This window comes from Streptococcus sp. 2021WUSS109 (assembly GCF_044427305.1).
In the GTDB taxonomy this organism is placed as follows: domain Bacteria; phylum Bacillota; class Bacilli; order Lactobacillales; family Streptococcaceae; genus Streptococcus; species Streptococcus suis.
On the sequence record NZ_JAOTGF010000016.1, the window covers coordinates 14,501 to 36,667 of the forward strand.

The following is a 22,167-nucleotide window of genomic DNA, read 5'->3' on the forward strand; positions in this document are numbered from 1 at the left end:
CCCTAGAAAAAATTCTAGGGTTTTTTCAATACCAAAAAATACATATATGATATAATAATATAAAACAAACAAAAACATGTGTTCAAGGGGAGAAGTATGGTCTGGACAGAAGAAAAGTTGGGACCGATTATTCATTCTATACTCAATCCTGACGAGGAAGTTTTAAGTCTTTATCAATCGGAAACGACGAAATCAATTTATGGCTGCATTCTTTGGAATAATTATTATTATAAGGTTTTCCGAGTTAGTAATCACCCATCACAATCTACATATAAACAGCCAACTTTTTATGATTTCCATGGCGAATTTTATATGAAAGGAGCAATTCGGACCTACCTTTATCACACGAACAGTTGGTATGAACTTAGTAAACAAAGCTACTACCTTCTTCTCTTTTTTCAAAAGTTATGGGATGAAAAGCAAGAGGTGGAGGCGAGTTGGCAAAATGGTAGAATGCAGATTCGCTTAGTGGTTGAAGAAGAGGGGTGGCAAGTCCATTACCGTTTTCCAGATAATCAGGCAAGGGAGGTTGAACGCTTATTGGCCTCAGGCATGCTGGTGGCCATTCGCTCCTCCAGAAATTTTATCAAGATACGGACGAGTCGTTTTGTTGCACCGTATATCGCTCTAATCAAACAGCGTCAACTTTATCGAAAAAAGCCGAGTAAAGCTATGCTCCAGTGGGAAAAATACCAAAGTCAACTTATTGAAATCCAAAGGACCTATCGGCTAGTGGAGGAAAGTGCTCCGCAAACTTTTTTTGGACACTGGTTGAATAAGGTCCAACTCTATCTCTGCTCTGCCATTGCCAGCTATTGGGAAGAAGTTATTGAAGGAGTGGAGTGGCAGGAGGCAAGAGAAATCAAAGAGCAAAGGAAAATCGAGAAGCCACATAATCCTATTGAAGATAAATGGAAGGAAAATATTGCTAGACGCCATAAGCGAAAAGTGGACCAACTGATTGGACATGATACCTTGGAAAAACTCCGACAACTGAAAACAGAATTAGACGACTAAGAAGTTATAGCGAACCTTCAATAAATGCGGTAGCATGTCATCCATGTTACCGTATTTTTTACACATAAGCACTGAACCTGCGAATACAGGTTCTAAATTTTCAGTTCAGATTTTTGTCTTTTGAGGGGCTAAACGATATAATCGTAAGGTATCATTTATTAGAAATGACAGAGTTTTATCATCTATTGCAAAGATTGAAAAGGAGACACTATGTCAAAAGATATTCGCGTTCTACTCTATTACAAGTATGTTCCAATTGAAAATGCCAAAGAATATGCTGCTGAGCATCTAGCTTTCTGTAAGTCTATCGGACTAAAAGGACGTATTTTGATTGCTGATGAGGGAATCAACGGTACTGTTTCTGGTGACTATGAAACAACTCAAAAGTACATGGACTACGTTCATGGAAACCCATTGTTCAGCGATTTGTGGTTTAAGATTGATGAAGAAAATGAGCAAGCTTTCAAGAAAATGTTTGTTCGTTATAAAAAAGAAATTGTTCACCTTGGTTTGGAAGACAACGACTTTGACAACGATATTGACCCACTCGTGACAACAGGTGCCTACCTATCACCAAAAGAGTTCAAAGAAGCTCTCTTGGACGAAGATACAGTTGTTTTGGATACACGTAATGACTACGAGTATGACCTTGGTCACTTCCGTGGTGCCATCCGTCCAGACATCCGCAACTTCCGTGAGTTGCCACAATGGGTCCGTGATAACAAAGAGAAATTCATGGACAAGCGCGTAGTTGTTTACTGTACTGGTGGTGTTCGCTGTGAAAAATTCTCAGGCTGGATGGTTCGTGAAGGTTACAAAGATGTCGGTCAGCTCCACGGTGGTATCGCAACCTATGGTAAAGACCCAGAAGTTCGTGGTGAATTGTGGGATGGCAAGATGTATGTCTTTGACGAGCGTATCGCGGTCGATGTTAACCATGTTAACCCAGTTGTCGTTGGTAAGGACTGGTTCGATGGCACACCATGTGAGCGCTATGTCAACTGTGGCAATCCATTCTGTAACCGTCGCATTTTGACATCAGAAGAGAATGAGCACAAGTATGTTCGTGGCTGTTCAGCTGAATGCCGTGCTCATGAGCGCAACCGTTACATCTCTGAAAACGGCTTGACTCGTCAAGAATGGGCAGAACGCTTGGAAGCGATTGGGGAAACTCTTACTCCAGCAAATGCTTAGTAATACCAAAATTGCATTGAAAAATCAGTGCAATTTTTTTGTGCAATCAGAATTCTTTATATTTTTTCAGTCCATTCTATACGAAGCCTATCAATTAGAAAAGAGAAGGAGATGAAGTCATTTTGGATGAACTTCAGTTCTATCTTCGCTTCGTTTCCTAGGTTACTTTTGATTTTCATTGAGTATTAGCGGTAGCAGACCTTGAATAGCTGGTCGGTTTTATGAAGCAATCGGTTTTGCAGTTGCGACGTTTGGAGATATTAAGTCTGCGACTTTGCCTGAGGGTGGCAACTTGATTTTGATGCAGGCAGATAGCTTTGCTCAACGCGTGCCATTTCAGGTAGTAGCGAGTGGCAATGAAGTCTTGATTTCGCTTAATGTGGCGAGTAGGAAAGAAGTGGGTACACTTATAGAGCGTGTTGAAGCAAATGGTGGACCAATTGCAGATTGCTCGACAGATGCCCATGGCTTTTATGGAGCAAGTTTTACGGGCCTTGATGGGCATTGTTTTAATGTGATTGTGAGGTAAGAAGGTAGAATTCATCTGCTCTAGAATCATGGATGAAGGTATTTGAAAAGGGAGAAACTGATGATTCTTCCTTTTTTTCAGAGTCAATTTACGCTATAATAGTCCTATGAAAAAAATCATTGAGTTTAAAGATTTTACATTTAGATACCAAGCGCAACAGGAACCCACTTTAAAAGACATTCAGTTAACGATTTATCAGGGAGAGAAAGTTCTGATTATTGGCCCATCTGGTTCAGGAAAGTCGACGATTGGACAATGTCTTAATGGTATTATTCCCAATATTTACAAGGGAGAACATAGTGGAAGTTTACTATTGGATGGTCAGGAAGCGTTTAATCTTTCAGTTTATGATAAGTCCTTGCTCGTATCAACGGTTCTTCAAGATACAGATGGTCAATTCATTGGCTTATCAGTTGCCGAGGACCTAGCTTTTGCTTTGGAAAACGACATGGAAAACCAAGTGGTGATGAAGCAAAAAGTAGGAGATTGGGCAGAAAGACTGTCTTTGGCCGATTTGCTGGCACATCGACCACAAGATTTATCTGGAGGTCAAAAGCAACGTGTCAGTCTGGGCGGAGTTCTTATTGATGAGAGTCCTATTTTGTTATTTGATGAGCCACTTGCTAATTTAGACCCCAAATCGGGCCAAGATACGATTGATTTGATTGACCGTCTGCACAAGCAAGAAGGGACCACAACCATTATTATCGAACACCGTTTAGAGGACGTACTGTATCGTCAGGTGGACCGCGTTGTATTGATTAATGACGGTCGGATTTTGTTCAATGGAGGACCGGATGATTTATTACGTACCTCATTGTTACAGGAGAACGGCATCCGTGAACCCTTATATCTATCGACTCTTCGCGCCTTAGGATATCCGATTGCGCAGGCAGAACGCCTCTCTTCAGTTTGGGAAATTGATATTGAGGCTTTGAATATAGCATCCCTACCGACTCTACACTTTGAAAATGGAGAGAAAGAGGCTTTGTTAGAAGTCAAGCATCTTCATTTTTCCTATCCTAACAAACAAGTTCTTACAGACATTCAACTGACGATTCATAAGGGGGAGCGTCTAGCTATTGTTGGAAAAAATGGTGCTGGGAAATCTACTTTAGCCAAGGTGCTTTGTGGTTTTATTCAGGGTGAGGGTGAGATTCTCTGGAAGGGGCAGTCGATCAAAGAAGATTCTGTCAAAGAGCGAGCAGAACGGATTGGTTATGTTCTTCAGAATCCCAACCAAATGATTAGCCAAACGATGATCTTTGATGAGGTTGCCCTTGGTTTGCGCATGCGAGGGGTGACAGAAGAAGAAATTGAACACCGAGTTCACCATATCTTGAAAGTATGTGGTCTGTATCCGTTTCGTAATTGGCCGATTTCGGCACTTTCCTATGGGCAGAAAAAACGGGTAACGATAGCATCTATCTTGGTTCTCAATCCAGAAATTATTTTGCTAGATGAGCCAACAGCAGGACAAGATCAACGACATTATCGGGAAATGATGGAGTTTTTGGATCAATTAAATGTTCAAGGGCACACCATTGTCATGATTACCCATGACATGCAACTCATGCTAGATTATTCAGATAGAGCTGTTGTTGTGGTGGATGGGCAGATTATTGAAGATGCCAGTCCAGCAGAAATTTTATCTGATGATACGGTGATTGAGCGAGCCAATTTAAAAGAAACATCAATTTTTCACTTGGCGGAGAGGGTGGGAGTTAATCCCTTAGAATTAACGACGTTTTATATGCAGGAAGAAAGGAGAAGAAGATGAGTCAACAAAAACTAATTGGTTACCATCCAGGAACTGGCTTGATTCATAGTTTATCGGCTGTCAGTAAATTACTCTTTTTTCTCATAGTTTCCATTCTTGCTATGATTACTTACGATACCCGCTTGATTCTTTTTATCGCAGTATTTTCTCTAGCCTTGTTCAAAATGTCAGGGATTCGTTATAAAGAAATCTCTCTTGTTTTAATTCTGACGATCATTTTTGCTGCAATGAATGCCCTGATGGTTCACTTGTTTGCACCACGGTATGGAGTGGAACTTTACGGAGCAGACACTCCCTTGCTATCAGGTCTGGGAGTTTATTCCTTGACGAGTCAGCAAGCATTTTATCTGGTGAATCTTCTCTTGAAGTATTTTTGTACAGTTCCGTTAGCGATTATCTTTCTCATGACCACTCATCCTAGCCAGTTTGCTTCCAGCTTGAATCAAATTGGGGTATCCTACAAAGTTGCTTACGCAGTCAGTTTGACCATGCGCTATATTCCAGATATTCAAGAAGAGTTTTATACGATTCGAATGTCTCAAGAAGCGCGTGGTTTGGAATTGTCTAGGAAAGGAAAATTGATGGATCGTATAAAAGGGAATCTATCCCTTGTCATTCCTCTGATTTTCAGCTCCTTGGAGAGGATTGATACGATTTCAACGGCTATGGAATTGCGGCGTTTTGGAAAGAATAAAAAAAGAACATGGTATACCCAACAGCCTCTACAGAGAATAGATTACGCTGTCTTGCTATTTATTCTTGCTCTAGTAGTCGTGACAATCTATCTATTTTTTGTTAATCAGGGTCGATTCTATAATCCGTGGCGATGATTATTGAGTTTATTGGGCCGATCAACCCTTTATCGTTGACATATAGGAAATATACTGTTACAGTAGGGAGTGTAAATAAGTTTAGAGTTTAAGTATCAGTTTCATCTTTTGTTTTTCCTCTTGATAAATTTTACAAATAAATAAAAAGAGGTAACACAAATGGTACAAGGTACAGTTAAATGGTTTAATGCAGAAAAGGGATTTGGTTTTATTGCTCAAGAAAACGGTCCAGATGTATTTGCACACTTTTCTGAAATTCAGTCTAATGGTTTCAAATCTTTGGAAGATGGTCAAAAAGTGACATTTGAAGTGGAGCAAGGCCAACGTGGTCTTCAAGCAACCAATATTACAAAAATTGGATAATAAAAGAGGGAGCGGGAAAGAACTCGACTGGTCAAAAAAAGAGTTCGTCTTCCCGCCCCCGCACAGTTGATTAGGTCAGATTTGGAGTGTAAAACACGAACAAATCTGCCAATCAACCACTGCGCTGAGATGTTGACACGAACTCTGAGAAGCGAGGTTGAGCTTTTTGCCCAGCCTCTTTTCTTATGTTTAAAGGGGTCTTTTATTTGGCATACCAGCTTTGCGTGGAAACTTATTTGGAGTTTCCTTTTTCTTTTCGACGATGGTCAATGTTCGAGGGTCGCCATTTGGAAGAGTATAGTCGTGGTTTTCGATGACTTTTGCGAAGAGGAGATTGAGTGCATTTTTTGCCTGGGTCAATTCATCTTCTGCGCTGGACGCCTTGAGTGCGATTAATTTTCCGTTGAGCTTCAAATAAGGGATAGTCAATTCAGAAAGAATCTGCATGCGGGCAACTGCGCGTGCTGTGACAAGGTCAAATTGTGCACGAAAGTTCTTATCTTGTGCAAAGTCTTCTGCACGACCATGATAGAAATGAACACCTTCGAGCTCTAGTTCTTCGGCAAGCAAATGTAAAAAGTTAATTCGTTTATTAAGAGAATCAATGATGGTAACATCTAGTTGCGGAAAGATAATCCTCATAGGTAGGCTAGGAAATCCAGCTCCAGCTCCAATATCTAAAAGCCGAAGAGGTTCGTTCTGAATATGGCCTTGCAGGATTGGAGCGATAGAATCGTAGAAATGCTTCAGATAGACTTCGCTTTCTTCAGTAATAGCTGTCAGATTGATTTTCTCATTCCATTCCACCAATAGTTGGAAATAGCGATGAAATTGGTGTTTTTGTTGGTCAGTTAATTGAATACCTTGGTCTGCCAAGGTTTTATAAAATACTTCAGGTTTCATAATCTTATCTTATCATAATTTAAGCAAAAGAAAAACCCAGAAGAGTCTGGGAATTTTCTTATTGACCATCTGTCTGTCCCGTTGCGGGATTGTTTCCTGTTGTTGCAGTTTCAGCTGAAGAAGTTGCAGTCTCGGTTGCAGTTCCAGATGATGTTTCGCTTGATGTTGTCGTCGCTTCGGTTGTTTCACTAGTTTCAGTCGAACTAGAAGAACTTGTACTAGAGCTAGTGTACGTGTTATAAGCATTGGAGAGTGAGCGACTACCTCTGAGATAGTAGTTGGAACCGTAACGTACGAGTCCGCTTGGCATCTCCCAATCGGTAGCAGTATAGTCCGAATGCATAAAGAGCATCATATTGTGGTAGACATCTGTTGCAATTCGCATGCTGTTATCAAGGATAGGAGTCATACGATTGGTATATCCGGTCCAAACAGCCATTGCATACTGACTAGAATATCCAACAAAGTTTTCATCAGGAACGACCATGTAGCTATAATTTGCTTCTGGAATTGAAGCTAGAATAGTATCCGTTTCGCTATCGGTATAGTTTGATGTACCTGTTTTACCGGCCATAGGAACTCCACTAACAGAAGCGGTTAATCCATAACCGTAAGACATAACAGCCTTCATCATATCGGTCATCATGTAGGCTGTTTCGGCAGACATGACTTTGGTCCCTTTAGGAGCATATTCTGTTACTGTTCCATCACTAAAGACAATTTTATTGACATACTGTGGAGCGTAGTAAGTACCACCATTGGCAAAAGCAGCGTAGGCAGCAGCCATTTTTTCACTACTTGCTCCATACTTACTGCTAGTATCGGATGTATTACTTGAAATAGCATTAGAGTAATGAATATCTGGATAATTGATACCAACGCTATTCAAAAATTTCAAGGCATTTTCTAAGCCTGTAGCTTCCAATGCTTTAACGGCTGTAACATTTCGAGAATACTGAATAGCAGTCTTAACAGAGATATTACCATAGTATTGTTTATCCCAGTTATTGACAGGAGTTGGTGTACCAGGATAGTTATAAGGACCGTCTAAGATTAAATCTGCTGTAGATGTATAAATTCCGTTTTCAAAAGCAGGAGCATAGTCTGTGATTGGCTTCATTGTAGAACCGAAGTCGCGGTTGGTTTCAACGGCTTGGTTGGTACCAAATGAGACATTTGTTTCCTGTTTACGACCACCTAATTGCGCAACGACTTTACCATTAGAAACATCCACAACCGTTGAAGCTACCTGTAATAAATCATCTGGATAGCTGACATACATATCTGTATTGTAGATATTCCAAAGTTGCTGCTGGGCGGCAGGATCGACATTCGTATAGACATCCATCCCTGTTGTCAGCAAGTTGTAACCTGTTTTTGCTTCAACTTCTTCAACGACTTGTTTCAGATAGTTGTCCATATAAGCAGGATAAGCAGCTGCATTAGATAGTGGTTGTAAACCATCTGTTACAGGTGTTAGAACAGCTTGTTCATACTGGGTATTATCAATGTACTTTTCTTCCAGCATCTCAGCCAATACCAAATCGCGACGTGCTTTTGCATCTTCTGGATTGGTATAAGGATCATATTGGTTTGGCGCTTGGGGCATTCCTGCTAAAAGAGCTAATTGAGGAAGAGTCAAATCTTTTAACTCTTTTCCATAAAAAGCAAGAGCAGCAGTCTTCATACCGTAATTACCATTTGACATATACACCTTGTTGATGTAGTAGGTCAAAATTTCTTGTTTGGTATTGCGACGTTCCAATTGAGTAGCTAGCCAAGCCTCTTGAATTTTCCGTTTTAGATTTTGATCTTCTACGGATGTCGAGAAATAAGTCAGCTTGATAAACTGCTGGTCAAGTGTCGAGCCACCCTGCAAACGTCCCCCGCTCAAGTTATTAATCAGGGAACCTGCAATACGAATCACGTCAACCCCTCTATGATTGAAGAAGCGTTGGTCTTCGATTGCGACAATCGCATTTACCAAGTCTGTTGGAATTTCTTCAGTCTTGGCACTCGAACGTTTTTCTGCTCCTAAATCTGCAATAAGATTTCCGTTCTTATCGTAAATTTTACTTGACACAGTTGCTGTCAAAGATTCTTCTGTCAATTCTGGAGCGCTTTGGATGTAGTAAACAACCAATGCAGCTCCGGCCAGGCAGGCAATGATAGCCCCCGCAAGTAAAATATTTGCAGTGATTAGAAGAGCTTTTTTAATTGTTGTAGTTTTCAAAAGATTCACCACCTAATAGATTTTTTTCAACGATTTCCAGATATGGGATGCTGGGGAAACGCCCCATTTGAATCTCAAAGCCGTATTGTCGAATAAAGGTTAGAGGCATCGACTTACTACCCATGTCTACTTGATAAAATTCGATCAAATGAGTGGCTGGCAAGAGATAGGTTTCTTTTAATGTTGAAAAGTGAAGAAGGACAAAACAAATGCCGCCTTGTTTTACAACCTGTTTCATGTGTTCGATCTGATGCGCATGAAAATTTTTCATGGGCATGGATGCTTTTTGGCGTGTCTCTTTCGCTTCAAAATCAATATAATGTCTTTTAAAAACACCAGAGTAGTCTGTGGTAGATGCCTGTCGAAAGTATGCTTCGACAATCTTAGCACGGCTCCGTTTGGGGTAATCAACTTTTACAATTTGCACGGGAGTTGGCTTCTTGTGAATGACAGCAATATCGTGCGCAAGGTAATATTGATTGCTATCGTTGATAGCGGCCTCAAAAGACATTCCGCGATTAGCAAAGTTTACTCGCTGGGATGAAATAGGACTGGTTCTATTGATTTTTTTTGACACCTTATGAGGATAATTGACCATAGAACTCCTTCTTGATAAAATAATATCAGCATATTATACCATAATTAGCGAAAAGAGTACAAGAAATGGATACTAAGAGCCTTTTGGTAACAGGTTATAGACATACAGACCTGGGAATTTTTTCAGAAAAAGATCCTCGACTGCACATTATTAAATCTGCAATTCGTAGGAATTTTATTCGTTTTTTAGAAGAGGGTGTTAGTTGGTTTATACTGACAGGTCAATTGGGTTTTGAATACTGGTCCTTAGAAGTCTTAGAAGATTTACGAGCCGAGGGATATCAACTGAGTATTGCAACAATATTTCCATTTGAAAACCATGGCGAACAGTGGAATGAGGCTAACCAAGCAAAGTTAGCACGGTTTAAGCAGGTTGATTTTGTAAAGTATGCCTATCCACGCTATGAAAACCCAGGGCAGTTTAGAGACTATAACCAGTTTCTACTGGATAATACGACAGGTTGTTATTTATTTTACGATTCTGAAAATGAAACCAATTTGAAATATTTATATCACATGGTCTTAAAGAAAGAAGGATATAATAGAAAAACGCTTACCTTTGAGGAATTGAATGAGGAGGCTGAAAATTTTTCAAATTCTGAGTGATTTGACTTGATTTTTCCCTATTTTTTTTAATATAATAGGAGTAGTGACGTTTTAGATTAGGGAGAGAGAGATGGCAAGTATTAAATTTACGACAAAAGATATTTTCGAGCAAGATTTTAAAATTGGTTTTCGTGGCTATGATCAAGATGAAGTGAACGATTTTCTTGATGATATTATGAAAGACTATGATGCTTATGAAGCGATTATCAAGGAGTTAAAAGGCGAAATTGCTCGATTGAAAGCGCAGGCAGCAAATTCTCCCAAAACAACTCTTCCTACTGAAGAATCGAACGACGTATTGCGTACAGAACGTCCATCTTCAGCGACAAACTTTGATATTCTCCGCCGTCTGAATCGTCTGGAGAAAGAAGTATTTGGAAAACAAATCGTTCAGGATCAAGAATAGAAAATTGTACACCTAAACTGACACTTTATTCGCAGTTATTTTCTTGTACACAAATACATTCTGTATTTGTGTCAGAGATATTCCTTGATTTAAAGTGGCTTGCTTTGTAGATACAACTTCTAAGATAATTAAGGTGCAATTTTTGGATAATCGCGTGGTAGTTTTCTACCATGAGGAAAGTCCATGCTAGCACTGGCTGAGATGCCAGTAGTGTTTGTGCTAGGCGAATCAATAAGCCTAGGGACGCCCTTGGGCGTTACGGCGGTTAAAATGGCTAAGTCTTTTGATATGTCAGAGTAGATCTGAAAGTGCCACAGTGACGAAGTTTTTATGGAAACGTAAAAAATGGAACGCGGTAAACCCCTCAAGCTAGCAACCCAAACTTTGGTCGGGGCATGGGATGGATGGAAATGAACAGAAATCCTGACTGTTTAGACAGTAGACAGATGATTATCGAAGGTGGTAGAACCTAGTACCACTGGAACAAAACATGGCTTACAGAAAATTGCATAAAATAGGTAGCTAGCTCTGCTAGCTTTTATTGTAGAGGAAAAAAATGAAAAAACAATTTGAGTTGATTGCAACGGCAGCAGCTGGTCTGGAAGCGGTTGTGGGTCGAGAAATTCGTAATCTCGGCTATGAATGCCAAGTGGAAAATGGCCGTGTTAGATTCCAAGGAGATGTAAAATCCATTATCGAAACCAATATCTGGCTGCGTTCAGCAGATAGAATTAAAATCATTGTTGGACAATTTCCAGCAAAGACTTTTGAAGAGTTGTTCCAAGGAGTTTTTAACTTGGATTGGGAAAATTACTTGCCTCTAGGCTGCAAGTTCCCCATTTCCAAGGCCAAATGTGTCAAATCGAAATTGCATAATGAACCAAGTGTGCAGGCTATTTCTAAGAAAGCAGTTGTAAAGAAACTGCAGAAACACTTCTCTCGTCCCGAAGGGGTTCCCTTGCAAGAGATGGGGGCAGAGTTTAAAATTGAAGTGTCGATTTTGAAAGATGTGGCGACAGTCATGATTGATACGACAGGTTCTAGTTTGTTCAAACGTGGTTATCGGGTGGAAAAAGGTGGCGCACCAATCAAAGAAAATATGGCGGCTGCTATTTTGCAATTATCGAATTGGTATCCAGATAAACCGCTTATTGACCCTACTTGCGGATCGGGAACTTTCTGTATTGAGGCAGCTATGTTGGCAAAAAATATAGCTCCAGGTTTGAAGAGAAGTTTTGCATTTGAGGAATGGCCGTGGGTTGAGGATCAATTGGTGGCTGCATTACGCAAAGAAGCGCAAGCTTCTATCAAAACAGATTTGGTATTAGATATTGCTGGATCAGATATTGATGCTCGTATGATTGAAATTGCGAAGAAGAATGCATTTGCGGCAGGAGTTGAGCAGGATATTGTTTTCAAGCAAATGCGTGTGCAAGACTTGCGTTCAGATAAAATTAATGGTGTCATCATTTCTAATCCACCTTACGGAGAACGTTTGTTGGATGATGAAGCCATTGTTACCCTTTATCGAGAAATGGGGCAGACTTTTGAACCACTCAAAACATGGTCTAAGTTTATTCTAACTAGTGATGAGTTGTTTGAAACCCGTTTTGGACAGCAAGCGGATAAGAAACGCAAACTGTATAATGGTACCCTAAAAGTGGATCTTTATCAATTTTTTGGTCAACGAGTGAAACATCAAGTGCAAGAAGTGCAAGGATAGGAGGACATCGTGGGAGAAAAAAATAGTCATCATCTTCCTTTGGATGAGGAGAAAGTTTTAGATTTTGAAGTGGCGAAAGATTTAACAATCGAAGAAGCAGTCAAAAAACATAAGGAAATTGAAGCGGGTGTGACAGAAGATGATGGTCTCTTGGATCGTTACATCAAGCAACACCGTGCAGAAATTGAATCTCAAAAATTTGAAACCAAAATCAATCATCTTCCTTTAGTTGAGGTGGCTGATGAGGAAAAAAATCAAGGACATGAAAGCGCGGAAGAGGTAGAAGCAAATGAGTCTTCTCTTACGGAAGTTAGTGAGGAGATTGCTCCTATTGTAGAAGAACTTTCGGTAGCTCCGATGGAAACCTTGGAAGAAACAGTGATTGCAAGTACTGTAGCAATGGAGGGGTTATCTTCAGTGGCAGATGATTCTAGTTTAGAATTGGAAGAAGATGAAGCCGAAGACTTGGACCATAGTGAGGGCGCAGATAGGGACCAGAAAAAGAAATTTTACTTCTGGTCAGCAGTAGGGCTTTCAATGATTGGTGTAATGGTGACAGCGCTGATTTGGATGAATTCGGTTAACAAATCGAATACTGCGACTTCTTCAAGTTCAACAAGTACAAGCCAGACGTCATCGACAGCATCAAGTTCGACAGATGCGAATGTGACCGCTTTTGAACAGCTCTATAATAGTTTCTTTACGGATAGTAGTTTGACCAAGCTAAAAAATTCAGAATTTGGTAAATTAGCAGAACTGAAAGTGCTGTTGGAAAAATTGGATAAGAATTCGGACAGTTATACCAAAGCTAAAGAACAGTATGATCATCTTGAAAAAGCCATTGCAGCCATTCAGGCCATTAATGGTCAGTTTGATAAAGAAGTCGTTGTTAATGGTGAAATTGATACAACGGCGACGGTTAAATCAGGAGAATCTCTTTCTGCGACAACGACAGGGATTAGTGCAGTTGACAGTCTATTGGCATCGGTCGTGAATTTTGGTCGTTCACAACAGGAAGTCGCTTCGGCTACGATAGCAAGTGAGGCTGCAGTCACAAGCAACCAAGGTGCTGATGAAACTATATCTACTGGTGTACCAGCGACAACAGAAGTCGCTTCAACAACGGTTTCAGGCTCAACAACCGACTTTGGTATTGCCGTGCCAGCTGGTGTCGTCTTGCAACGTGACCGCAGTCGTGTTCCTTATAATCAAGTAATGATTGATGATGTAAACAATGAAGCATGGAATTTCAATCCAGGTATTCTTGAAAATATTGTGACTATCTCGCAACAGCGTGGGTATATAACAGGCAATCAATATATCTTGGAAAAAGTCAATATTATCAACGGCAATGGCTACTATAATATGTTTAAACCAGATGGGACCTACTTGTTCTCTATAAATTGTAAGACAGGCTACTTTGTCGGCAATGGTGCTGGTCATTCTGATGCCTTGGATTATTAAACAAAAAAGCGGTTTATCCGCTTCGGATTGAAGAAAAAGTCCATTTTGGACAGTTTTCTTCAATCTTTTTTTCTTTATGTTGAAAATAAAAAAACTCTCAGAAACGCCGAAATATCAATGTTTCTAAGAGTTTAATGACTTGCTGTCTTTCGCAAACTTCTTCAATTTTTTTATATTTTTAGGAGTTTGTCTACGTTCTGAGCGGTTTAGCCGCTTTTTTTGTTAGATTGGTTTTCTTTCAAAGGCATCGGTAGAGATTCCTTGAGAAAGGATTAGTTTGGCCCATTCTTTAGCTGAATGAAGGCTGTGGTCTTTGTAGTTACCGCATGATTCAATGGTTGTTCCAGGAACATCCTCCCAAGTGATACCTTCTGCAATTTCTTCCAAACTCGACTTGATGACTTGAGCAATCTTTTCAGAGTCTTGTTTTCCCCATATAATCATGTGGAAACCTGTCCGACACCCGAAAGGAGAACAGTCGATTAGTCCATCGATGCGCTGGCGAATTAGTTTAGCTAATAGATGCTCGATGGTATGTAGACCAGCTGTATCCATTGCATTTTCGTTGGGTTGGATAAGGCGAATATCAAAGTTTGTAATAATGTCTCCTTTGGGTCCGACTTCTTCAGAAATTAAGCGGATGTAAGGTGCTTTTACAATAGTGTGGTCTAGCTCGAAGCTTTCGACAGTGACTTCTTTTTTCATGGTTTCCTCCAAATAAGTGATGAATTTATTATACCATATTTGACAATTTGGAATTGTGAAATCGTTTCAAATATGATAAAATAGATACAGATTTTGTGAAAATCGAATTATAAAAAAGAGGTAGAAATATGGATATCATTACAGTAGTAGTGACACTTGTTTCTGCTCTCATTGGTTTAGTATTAGGTTACTTTGCCATTTCTTTGAAGATGAAATCTGCAAAAGAAACTGCAGAATTGACACTTTTAAACGCAGAACAAGAAGCTAGTAATGTTCGTGGTCGAGCAGAAGAGCAAGCTGAGGTTATTCTAAAAACAGCTGAGCGCGATCGCCAGACCTTGAAAAAAGAATTACTCTTGGAAGCTAAGGAAGAAGCTCGTAAGTACCGAGAAGAAATTGCAGAAGAATTTAAGTCAGAACGTCAAGAGTTGAAGCAAATCGAATCACGCTTGACAGAGCGGGCGACTAGCTTGGACCGCAAAGACGATAATTTGACCAACAAGGAAAAGACTTTGGAACAAAAGGAACAAAGTCTGACCGATAAAGCTAAGCACATTGATGAGCGTGAACAAGAAGTTGTAAAACTCGAAGAACAAAAAGCTTTGGAGTTAGAACGAGTGGCGGCCCTCAGTCAAGAAGAGGCGAAGGAAATCATCCTTACCGATACACGTGATAAACTGACGCATGAAATCGCGACTCGTATCAAGGAAGCAGAGCGTGAAGTAAAAGAACGTTCTGATAAGATGGCAAAGGACTTGTTAGCCCAAGCGATGCAACGCATATCGGGTGAATATGTGGCTGAGCAGACGATTACATCGGTTCATTTACCGGATGATGCGATGAAGGGACGGATTATTGGACGTGAGGGTCGAAATATTCGTACCTTTGAAAGTCTCACAGGTATCGATGTTATCATTGATGATACACCAGAAGTGGTTGTTCTATCAGGTTTTGATCCGATTCGCCGTGAGATTGCCCGTATGACCATGGAGACCTTGCTTCAAGATGGTCGTATTCATCCAGCTCGTATTGAGGAGTTGGTTGAGAAACACCGTGTAGAAATGGATAACCGTATTCGTGAGTATGGGGAAGCTGCTGCTTATGAAGTTGGGGCACCAAACCTTCATCCAGACTTGATTAAAATCATGGGACGTTTGCATTTCCGTACCTCTTATGGACAAAATGTTCTTCGCCACTCAATCGAAGTTGCTAAATTAGCAGGTGTACTTGCTGCTGAATTGGGCGAGAATGTGAATTTGGCCCGTCGAGCTGGTTTCCTACATGACGTTGGTAAAGCTATTGACCGTGAGGTGGATGGAAGCCACGTTGAAATCGGTACAGAATTGGCTAAGAAATATAAAGAGAATCCAATTGTTATCAATGCGATTGCTAGTCACCATGGCGATGTAGAAGCGACAAGTACTATTGCAGTTATTGTGGCTGCGGCAGATGCTCTGAGCGCTGCTCGCCCAGGTTCGCGTCGTGAATCTATGGAAGCCTACATCAAACGTCTGCAAGACTTGGAAGAAATCGCCAACAGTTTTGAAGGGATTAAACAATCCTATGCTATTCAGGCTGGTCGTGAAATTCGGATTATCGTTCATCCTAACAAGGTCACTGATGATCAGATTACCATCTTGGCCCATGATGTTCGTGAGAAAATTGAAAATAACCTGGATTATCCAGGAAATATCAAAATCACAGTTATCCGTGAAACAAGAGCAACAGATGTTGCTAAGTAAATGTAGAAGAGTCCGAAGGGCTCTTTTTCTACTGGCTCAAAGTTCGTTTAGGGTTGGGAATAGAAAATATTCTAATCATATTTAAAAGCAGTTGAAATTCATGCTAAATTTTGTTACACTAGAATGAAAGATTTAAAAGGAGATATCATGAAAGAGCGAGGCTTACTCATTGTCTTTTCTGGCCCATCTGGTGTTGGAAAAGGAACAGTTCGAAAGGAAATTTTTGAAAGCTCTGATAATAAATTTGAATATTCTGTATCCATGACGACACGTCCACAGAGACCGGGAGAAGTTGATGGAGTTGACTATTTCTTCCGTAGTCGTGAGGAATTTGAAGATTTGATTCGCCAGGGTCAAATGTTGGAATATGCAGAGTACGTTGGAAATTACTATGGAACACCTCTGACCTATGTCAATGAAACTCTTGATAAGGGAATTGATGTCTTTTTAGAAATTGAAGTACAGGGTGCCCTCCAAGTGAAGAAAAAGGTTCCAGATGGGGTGTTCATTTTCTTGACACCACCTGACTTGGAGGAGTTGCAAGATCGCTTGATTGGTCGCGGAACGGATAGTGAGGAAGTTATTGCTCAACGTATCGAACGTGCCAAGGAAGAGATTGCCTTGATGCGTGAGTATGATTATGCAGTTGTGAACGATGAAGTTCCGTTGGCTGCTGAGCGTGTCAAGCGTATTATCGAAGCAGAACATTTCCGTGTAGACCGAGTGATTGGTCGCTACGATGAAATGATTCGTGAACAGATAGCAGAACGATAAAAGAAAGAAGAGAGAATCGCATTATGATGTTGAAGCCGTCAATTGATACCTTGTTGGATAAGGTACCATCTAAGTATTCTTTGGTTATTCTTGAGGCTAAGCGTGCCCATGAATTGGAAGCAGGTGCCAAACCAACTCAAGAATTTACCTCAGTGAAATCCACCCTACGCGCCTTGGAAGAAATTGAATCAGGTAATGTAGTCATCCACCCAGACCCAGAAGCGAAACGTGAGGCTGTTCGTCGCCGTGCCGAAGAGGCTAAACGTTTGGCAGAAGAAGAAGAGCGTAAAATCAAAGCTCAAATTGCTAAAGAAAAAGAAGAAGGCGAAAAGATTTAGGAACAAGACTCGGTTGGGATTGCCATCCGGGTTTCTTTTCACTTTCGGAATGATGAAAGTTTTGACAGAAAGGAGGTAGGTCATTTAGCTTATCTTTTAATATTTGCTCCAACTAATAGTTGGAGGTTATACATAAAGTGAACCTTGTTCGCATCAGTCGTGGTATTAGAAGGTAAAATAAATGGAGATGGTATGTTAGCACAGATTATTGTAGACGTCCCTTTGATGCAGACAGATCAAGCTTATTCCTATCGAGTTCCAGCTGAGTTGGAAGAGGGGCTCAAGGTTGGCGTACGTGTCCATGTACCCTTTGGTAAGGGAAATCGGCTGATTCAAGGGATTGTAGTTGACTTGATTGATGAAGATGATGAAAATAAGGTACAAGACTTGAAAGAGCTTGCTGAGGTTTTGGACTATAGTCCTGTTCTCAATCAAGAGCAATTTTGGTTGGCGGACCAGATGAGGAAGTCTGTCTTCTCCTATAAAATTAGTCTCTTAAAATCCATGCTACCCAGCTTGCTCAATTCGACCTATGACAAATTAATCCGTCCAGGGCTTGGTTTGGAAATGGCAGAGCAGCTCAGCTTATTCGGTGATAAGGAGCAGATTCGTTTTTCTGACTTGGACGTGACAGAGCAAGGGAAAATCATGCGTCTGGCCCAATCAGGAAAAATCTTGGTAGACTATGTGGCCAAGGATAAGAAGCAAATCAAGACGGAAAAATGGTACCGTGTTTGTCTGGAGAAATTACGAGAAGCAGACATCAGCAATCGGGCTAAAAAACGGCAGCAGTTAAGGGAATTTCTTTTGGAACATTCTGAAGACCAGCTCCTTTCAAACCTAAAATCGGACTATTCAGCTGATACGCTCCGCTATTTCCAAGAAAAAGGCTATATAGAAGTCTGGGAAGAGGAAGTGTCGCGGACTCAGGGTGTTTTTGATAAGGTGGAAAAAACACAGGCCTTGGATTTGAGTCCAGAGCAGGCGATTGCGGTTCGTGAGATTGTGGCCTCTATCGGTCAGGAAAGTCAGACCTTTCTACTGCAAGGAGTGACAGGTTCTGGGAAGACGGAAGTCTATCTCCAGGTTATTGATAGGGTTTTAAAAATGGGGAAAACAGCTATTATGCTAGTACCTGAAATATCCTTGACCCCACAGATGACCAATCGTTTTATTTCTCGTTTTGGTCAGCAGGTTGCTATTTTGCATTCGGGCTTGTCTGACGGAGAGAAGTATGACGAGTGGCGGAAGATTGAGGCGGGAAATGCCCAGGTGGTTGTCGGGGCTCGATCAGCTATCTTCGCTCCTTTGACAAATTTGGGTGTTATCATCATTGATGAGGAGCATGAGGCGACCTACAAGCAGGACAGCAATCCACGCTATCATGCGCGTGATGTGGCCAAGTTGCGGGCAGACTATAATCGAGCGACCCTGGTCTTGGGGTCTGCTACGCCGAGTCTTGAAACACGGGCTCGGGCTAGTCGAGGAGTCTATGGAAGACTGACTCTTAACCAGAGGGCGAATCCCTTGGCTCGTATTCCAGAAGTGGAAGTTGTGGATTTCCGTGATTATATCGGTCAGCAGGAGGCTAGTAATTTTACCCCTGTTCTGATTGAAAAGATAAGAGAAAAATTGGCTCGTAAGGAACAGGTCGTTCTTATGTTGAATAGGCGTGGTTATTCTTCTTTTGTCATGTGTCGTGATTGTGGTAGCGTTGACCAGTGTCCCAATTGTGATATTTCCCTTACACTTCACATGGACACAAAAACGATGAATTGCCATTATTGTGGTTTTCAAAAGGGGATTCCTCAGACCTGTCCAAACTGCCAAAGTCGTTCTATTCGTTATTATGGGACGGGTACGCAAAAGGCCTACGATGAATTGCAGGAGCTCTTGCCAGAAGCTAGAATTTTGCGTATGGATGTGGATACTACCAAGAAAAAAGGTGCTCATGAGGACTTGCTCGAACGGTTTGGTCGAGGCGAAGCGGATATTCTTCTGGGAACTCAGATGATTGCCAAGGGCTTGGATTTTCCAAATGTGACCCTAGTTGGGGTGCTTAATGCGGATACGGCTCTGAATTTGCCTGATTTTCGGTCTTCTGAGCGGACCTTCCAGTTGCTAACTCAGGTAGCTGGTCGGGCTGGTCGAGCTGATAAGGAAGGGGAGGTCCTGATTCAGACCTATAACCCCAATCATTATGCCATTGCTTTTGCCAAAGAGCAGGATTATGAAGGTTTCTATCGTTATGAGATGGGCATTCGGAAAAATCTTGGTTATCCACCTTACTATTTTACAGTTGGCTTAACCTTTTCGCACAAGTCGGAAGAATTTGTTGTGAAAAAAGCCTATGAAACGGTAGCCTTTCTCCGTCAACACTTAACAGATGCAATTCAAATCTTGGGACCGACGCCCAAGCCTATTGCCAGAACTCATAATCTCTACCACTACCAGATCATATTGAAATACCGGCATGAAGACCGTTTGGAAGAGGTGCTCAATCAGATTTTAGATTGGACACAAGAGAGAGAAAACCAAGATTTGCGGCTGATTATTGACAATGAACCGCAGAATATGATGTGAGGTCACTATTGACCTTGCATTTTTTGTTTTAAAAACCTTTAATTAAGGAAAAAATAAGCAAAAATGATATAATTAGGGGATAGTATAATTGATATGAATCAGAAAATGAAAAGGAGATGAGAACACGAATATGACAAAGTTAATTTTTATGGGAACGCCAGCGTTTTCAGCGACGGTCTTAAGAGGGCTCTTAGCTGATGGAAATTATAACATACTGGCAGTTGTAACCCAGCCAGACCGAGCTGTTGGACGAAAAAAAGTCATCCAAATGACACCTGTGAAAGAAGTAGCCTTGGAATACAATTTACCAGTCTATCAACCAGAGAAGCTATCTGGAAGCCAAGAAATGGACGAGCTGATGAATTTAGGAGCAGATGGGATTGTGACGGCAGCTTTTGGGCAATTCCTACCGACCAAATTGTTGAATTCTGTTAGCTTTGCAGTCAACGTTCACGCTTCTCTTCTTCCTAAATACCGTGGTGGTGCCCCCATCCATTACGCCTTGATTAACGGTGATGAACGTGCCGGCGTAACCATCATGGAAATGGTCAAGGAAATGGATGCCGGTGACATGATTTCCAGCGATAGCATTGCTATTGAAGAAAGCGACAATGTCGGCACCTTGTTTGAAAAGTTGGCTGTTGTTGGTCGGGATTTATTATTACAAACCTTACCAGCCTATATTGCTGGTGACTTGAAACCAGTCGCTCAAAATCCAGAACAGGTAACCTTCTCACCAAATATCCAGCCAGAAGAAGAGGTACTGGATTGGAATAAGACAGCTCGTCAACTATTTAATCACATTCGCGGTATGTACCCGTGGCCCGTTGCCCACACCTATTGGCAAGGGGAACGTTTTAAAATTCAAGAAGCTGTAGAAGCAGAAGGTGAAGGACCAGTTGGTCGGGTTATTGCTCGAAGCAAGAAAGAATTGATCATTGCGACAGGTCAGGGAGCCCTTTCTCTGAAAACTGTCCAGCCAGCTGGTAAGCCAAAAATGACCATTGCAGACTTTTTAAATGGTGCAGGTCGAGATATTGCAGTAGGAGATCAATTTGGTGATCAATAAACATGAAACAGCAAGAAGTCTAGCCTTATCTGTATTGGAACAAGTCTTTGATCAAGGAGCTTACTCGAACATTGCTCTCAATAAGGCCCTAGAATCTTCTCGTTTATCAGCACAGGACAAGGGCTTGGCGACCGAGTTGGTTTATGGGACGGTTTCTCGTAAAATTACCCTAGAGTGGTATTTGGCACATTTTATCGAAGATAGAGAAAAGTTGGACACTTGGGTCTACTATCTCCTCATGTTGAGCCTCTACCAGTTGGTATATTTGGACAAATTGCCCCCCCACGCAGTTGTCAATGAGGCAGTTAATATTGCCAAGCGAAAGCCTGGAACTGACAAATTTGTCAATGCTATTTTGCGTAAGCTTAGTCAGGATTCGTTGCCGAAACCAGCAGATATTAAAAGAAAGAACAAACGTCTATCTGTTCAGTATTCTGTGCCAGTTTGGTTGGTCCAAACCCTGATTGCAGAATATGGCGATGAACGTGCAGAGAAGATTTTCCAAAGCTTACATGATCGGAATAAGGCCAGCGTACGCGTGACGGATAGTCAACAAGTGGAGCGATTGGCAGAGGAGCTAGGCGCCCAACACTCGCAGTTATCACCAGTTGGATTGGTTAAATCTCATGGACACTTTGCGGGGACAGATTATTTCAAGGAAGGGCTTATCACTATTCAAGACGAAACCAGTCAATTGGTAGCTCCGACTTTGGATATTCAAGGAGATGAAATCATCTTGGATGCCTGTGCAGCTCCGGGTGGAAAGACCTGTCATATGGCAAGCTATCTTACGGATGGAAAAGTTTATGCGTTGGATTTATATGATCATAAACTAAACCTGATTGAAGAAAACGCACTTCGTTTAGGTCTAGAAGATAAGATTGAGACCAAACGTCTGGACGCCAGTCGTGTTCATGAAACATTTGGCCCTGATACCTTTGATAAGATATTGGTAGACGCCCCTTGTTCAGGTATTGGACTCATCCGCCGTAAGCCAGATATTCGTTATAACAAGGCATCGATGGACTTTGATTCTTTAAAGACTATCCAGTTACAGATACTGGACAGTGTTTGCCAAAGCTTGAAAATTGGTGGTATAATAACCTATAGCACATGTACGATTATTGCTAAGGAAAACCAAGAGGTTATTCAAGAATTTCTGCAAAACCATCCCAATTTTGAGCAGGTGACACTAGAACACCCTCAAACAGATATTATGGTGGATGGCTGCTTGTTGATAACCCCTGAACAGTATAAGACAGATGGATTTTTCATCGGTCAACTTAGACGAAAATCCTAGAATAAGAGGAG

The 22,167-nt window shown here is 41.2% G+C and carries 20 protein-coding genes and 1 other RNA gene; 17 read left to right on the top strand and 4 right to left on the bottom strand.

The features are described 5' to 3' along the window. Window positions 1-96 precede the first annotated feature (96 nt). From ODU37_RS07350 to ODU37_RS07375, 6 genes are all read left to right on the top strand, one after another. On the top strand, window positions 97-1,017 hold the full coding sequence (locus ODU37_RS07350; protein WP_024415005.1) for a hypothetical protein: 921 nt from the start codon (window positions 97-99) through the stop codon (window positions 1,015-1,017). Window positions 1,018-1,227: 210 nt separating this feature from the next. Further along, the gene (locus ODU37_RS07355; RefSeq protein WP_024400116.1) at window positions 1,228-2,211 is read left to right on the top strand and encodes a rhodanese-related sulfurtransferase; all 984 of its coding nucleotides are present in this window, start codon (window positions 1,228-1,230) and stop codon (window positions 2,209-2,211) included. 292 nt (window positions 2,212-2,503) lie between these two features. Further along, window positions 2,504-2,740, top strand: a complete 237-nt coding sequence (locus ODU37_RS07360) for a VOC family protein (RefSeq protein ID WP_235480695.1) — start codon at window positions 2,504-2,506, stop codon at window positions 2,738-2,740. Between the two features lie 106 nt (window positions 2,741-2,846). Beyond that, window positions 2,847-4,520, top strand: coding sequence for an ABC transporter ATP-binding protein (locus ODU37_RS07365; protein ID WP_024400114.1), 1,674 nt, complete (start codon window positions 2,847-2,849; stop codon window positions 4,518-4,520). Then, the gene (locus ODU37_RS07370; RefSeq protein ID WP_024386587.1) at window positions 4,517-5,350 is read left to right on the top strand and encodes an energy-coupling factor transporter transmembrane protein EcfT; all 834 of its coding nucleotides are present in this window, start codon (window positions 4,517-4,519) and stop codon (window positions 5,348-5,350) included. Before ODU37_RS07365 ends, ODU37_RS07370 begins: the two co-directional genes overlap by 4 nt. Window positions 5,351-5,509: 159 nt before the next feature. After that, entirely contained in the window at window positions 5,510-5,713 is a 204-nt protein-coding gene (locus ODU37_RS07375; RefSeq protein ID WP_004195223.1) for a cold-shock protein, read from the top strand. 189 nt (window positions 5,714-5,902) lie between these two features. Here ODU37_RS07375 and rsmG read toward each other — a convergent pair whose 3' ends face one another. The 3 genes from rsmG to recU are packed head-to-tail and all read right to left on the bottom strand — an operon-like array spanning window position 5,903 to window position 9,447. Next, window positions 5,903-6,616: a 16S rRNA (guanine(527)-N(7))-methyltransferase RsmG gene (gene rsmG / locus ODU37_RS07380; protein ID WP_249562474.1), complete on the bottom strand. Its 714-nt coding sequence runs from the start codon at window positions 6,614-6,616 to the stop codon at window positions 5,903-5,905. Between the two features lie 58 nt (window positions 6,617-6,674). After that, a complete protein-coding gene (pbp1a, locus tag ODU37_RS07385) occupies window positions 6,675-8,849 on the bottom strand; it encodes a penicillin-binding protein PBP1A (protein ID WP_249562473.1) in 2,175 nt (724 codons plus the stop codon). Further along, window positions 8,830-9,447 (bottom strand): Holliday junction resolvase RecU, encoded by a 618-nt coding sequence (gene recU, locus ODU37_RS07390; RefSeq protein ID WP_004194173.1) that lies wholly within the window; start codon window positions 9,445-9,447, stop codon window positions 8,830-8,832. The genes pbp1a and recU overlap by 20 nt, the downstream gene beginning before the upstream one ends. Window positions 9,448-9,512: 65 nt before the next feature. Between recU and ODU37_RS07395 the strand changes: the two genes are divergently transcribed. From ODU37_RS07395 to ODU37_RS07415, 5 genes are all read left to right on the top strand, one after another. Beyond that, complete coding sequence (locus ODU37_RS07395) at window positions 9,513-10,052, top strand: DUF1273 domain-containing protein (RefSeq protein ID WP_004194171.1); 540 nt, start codon at window positions 9,513-9,515, stop codon at window positions 10,050-10,052. A gap of 70 nt (window positions 10,053-10,122) precedes the next feature. Then, window positions 10,123-10,458, top strand: coding sequence for a cell division regulator GpsB (gpsB, locus tag ODU37_RS07400; RefSeq protein ID WP_004194167.1), 336 nt, complete (start codon window positions 10,123-10,125; stop codon window positions 10,456-10,458). 138 nt (window positions 10,459-10,596) lie between these two features. Then, an RNA gene (gene rnpB, locus ODU37_RS07405) (RNase P RNA component class B) lies at window positions 10,597-10,961 on the top strand. Between the two features lie 53 nt (window positions 10,962-11,014). Beyond that, window positions 11,015-12,181, top strand: coding sequence for a class I SAM-dependent RNA methyltransferase (locus ODU37_RS07410; protein WP_004194163.1), 1,167 nt, complete (start codon window positions 11,015-11,017; stop codon window positions 12,179-12,181). Between the two features lie 9 nt (window positions 12,182-12,190). Beyond that, entirely contained in the window at window positions 12,191-13,645 is a 1,455-nt protein-coding gene (locus ODU37_RS07415) for a cell division site-positioning protein MapZ family protein (RefSeq protein WP_249562472.1), read from the top strand. A gap of 222 nt (window positions 13,646-13,867) precedes the next feature. Here the strand turns inward: ODU37_RS07415 and ODU37_RS07420 are convergent, their stop codons facing one another. Next, window positions 13,868-14,350: an S-ribosylhomocysteine lyase gene (locus tag ODU37_RS07420; RefSeq protein WP_053866780.1), complete on the bottom strand. Its 483-nt coding sequence runs from the start codon at window positions 14,348-14,350 to the stop codon at window positions 13,868-13,870. A 128-nt stretch (window positions 14,351-14,478) separates the two neighbouring features. On the opposite strand from ODU37_RS07420, the gene ODU37_RS07425 reads away from it, so the two are divergent. The 6 genes from ODU37_RS07425 to rsmB all read left to right on the top strand — a co-directional run bounded on the left by ODU37_RS07425 (window position 14,479) and on the right by rsmB (window position 22,156). Beyond that, window positions 14,479-16,092 (top strand): ribonuclease Y, encoded by a 1,614-nt coding sequence (locus tag ODU37_RS07425; protein WP_024384085.1) that lies wholly within the window; start codon window positions 14,479-14,481, stop codon window positions 16,090-16,092. A 147-nt stretch (window positions 16,093-16,239) separates the two neighbouring features. After that, entirely contained in the window at window positions 16,240-16,866 is a 627-nt protein-coding gene (gene gmk, locus ODU37_RS07430) for a guanylate kinase (protein ID WP_004194155.1), read from the top strand. Between the two features lie 23 nt (window positions 16,867-16,889). After that, entirely contained in the window at window positions 16,890-17,204 is a 315-nt protein-coding gene (gene rpoZ, locus ODU37_RS07435) for a DNA-directed RNA polymerase subunit omega (protein WP_004194153.1), read from the top strand. A 192-nt stretch (window positions 17,205-17,396) separates the two neighbouring features. Further along, a complete protein-coding gene (locus ODU37_RS07440) occupies window positions 17,397-19,787 on the top strand; it encodes a primosomal protein N' (RefSeq protein WP_249562471.1) in 2,391 nt (796 codons plus the stop codon). Between the two features lie 130 nt (window positions 19,788-19,917). Beyond that, a complete protein-coding gene (gene fmt / locus ODU37_RS07445) occupies window positions 19,918-20,856 on the top strand; it encodes a methionyl-tRNA formyltransferase (protein ID WP_105158941.1) in 939 nt (312 codons plus the stop codon). Next, complete coding sequence (rsmB, locus tag ODU37_RS07450; RefSeq protein ID WP_249562470.1) at window positions 20,843-22,156, top strand: 16S rRNA (cytosine(967)-C(5))-methyltransferase RsmB; 1,314 nt, start codon at window positions 20,843-20,845, stop codon at window positions 22,154-22,156. Before fmt ends, rsmB begins: the two co-directional genes overlap by 14 nt. The last annotated feature ends 11 nt before the right edge of the window (window positions 22,157-22,167 follow it).

What these genes read in the sequence shown, in the direction of transcription:
- ODU37_RS07375 (WP_004195223.1), top strand. Translation starts at nt 5,510, where the DNA reads ATGGTACAAGGTACAGTTAAATGGTTTAATGCAGAAAAGGGATTTGGT.
- ODU37_RS07365 (WP_024400114.1), top strand. Translation starts at nt 2,847, where the DNA reads ATGAAAAAAATCATTGAGTTTAAAGATTTTACATTTAGATACCAAGCG.
- ODU37_RS07355 (WP_024400116.1), top strand. Translation starts at nt 1,228, where the DNA reads ATGTCAAAAGATATTCGCGTTCTACTCTATTACAAGTATGTTCCAATT.
- gpsB (WP_004194167.1), top strand. Translation starts at nt 10,123, where the DNA reads ATGGCAAGTATTAAATTTACGACAAAAGATATTTTCGAGCAAGATTTT.
- ODU37_RS07370 (WP_024386587.1), top strand. Translation starts at nt 4,517, where the DNA reads ATGAGTCAACAAAAACTAATTGGTTACCATCCAGGAACTGGCTTGATT.
- ODU37_RS07350 (WP_024415005.1), top strand. Translation starts at nt 97, where the DNA reads ATGGTCTGGACAGAAGAAAAGTTGGGACCGATTATTCATTCTATACTC.
- fmt (WP_105158941.1), top strand. Translation starts at nt 19,918, where the DNA reads ATGACAAAGTTAATTTTTATGGGAACGCCAGCGTTTTCAGCGACGGTC.
- ODU37_RS07420 (WP_053866780.1), bottom strand. Translation starts at nt 14,350, where the DNA reads ATGAAAAAAGAAGTCACTGTCGAAAGCTTCGAGCTAGACCACACTATT.
- rsmG (WP_249562474.1), bottom strand. Translation starts at nt 6,616, where the DNA reads ATGAAACCTGAAGTATTTTATAAAACCTTGGCAGACCAAGGTATTCAA.
- ODU37_RS07440 (WP_249562471.1), top strand. Translation starts at nt 17,397, where the DNA reads ATGTTAGCACAGATTATTGTAGACGTCCCTTTGATGCAGACAGATCAA.
- ODU37_RS07425 (WP_024384085.1), top strand. Translation starts at nt 14,479, where the DNA reads ATGGATATCATTACAGTAGTAGTGACACTTGTTTCTGCTCTCATTGGT.
- ODU37_RS07410 (WP_004194163.1), top strand. Translation starts at nt 11,015, where the DNA reads ATGAAAAAACAATTTGAGTTGATTGCAACGGCAGCAGCTGGTCTGGAA.
- recU (WP_004194173.1), bottom strand. Translation starts at nt 9,447, where the DNA reads ATGGTCAATTATCCTCATAAGGTGTCAAAAAAAATCAATAGAACCAGT.
- rpoZ (WP_004194153.1), top strand. Translation starts at nt 16,890, where the DNA reads ATGATGTTGAAGCCGTCAATTGATACCTTGTTGGATAAGGTACCATCT.
- ODU37_RS07395 (WP_004194171.1), top strand. Translation starts at nt 9,513, where the DNA reads ATGGATACTAAGAGCCTTTTGGTAACAGGTTATAGACATACAGACCTG.
- gmk (WP_004194155.1), top strand. Translation starts at nt 16,240, where the DNA reads ATGAAAGAGCGAGGCTTACTCATTGTCTTTTCTGGCCCATCTGGTGTT.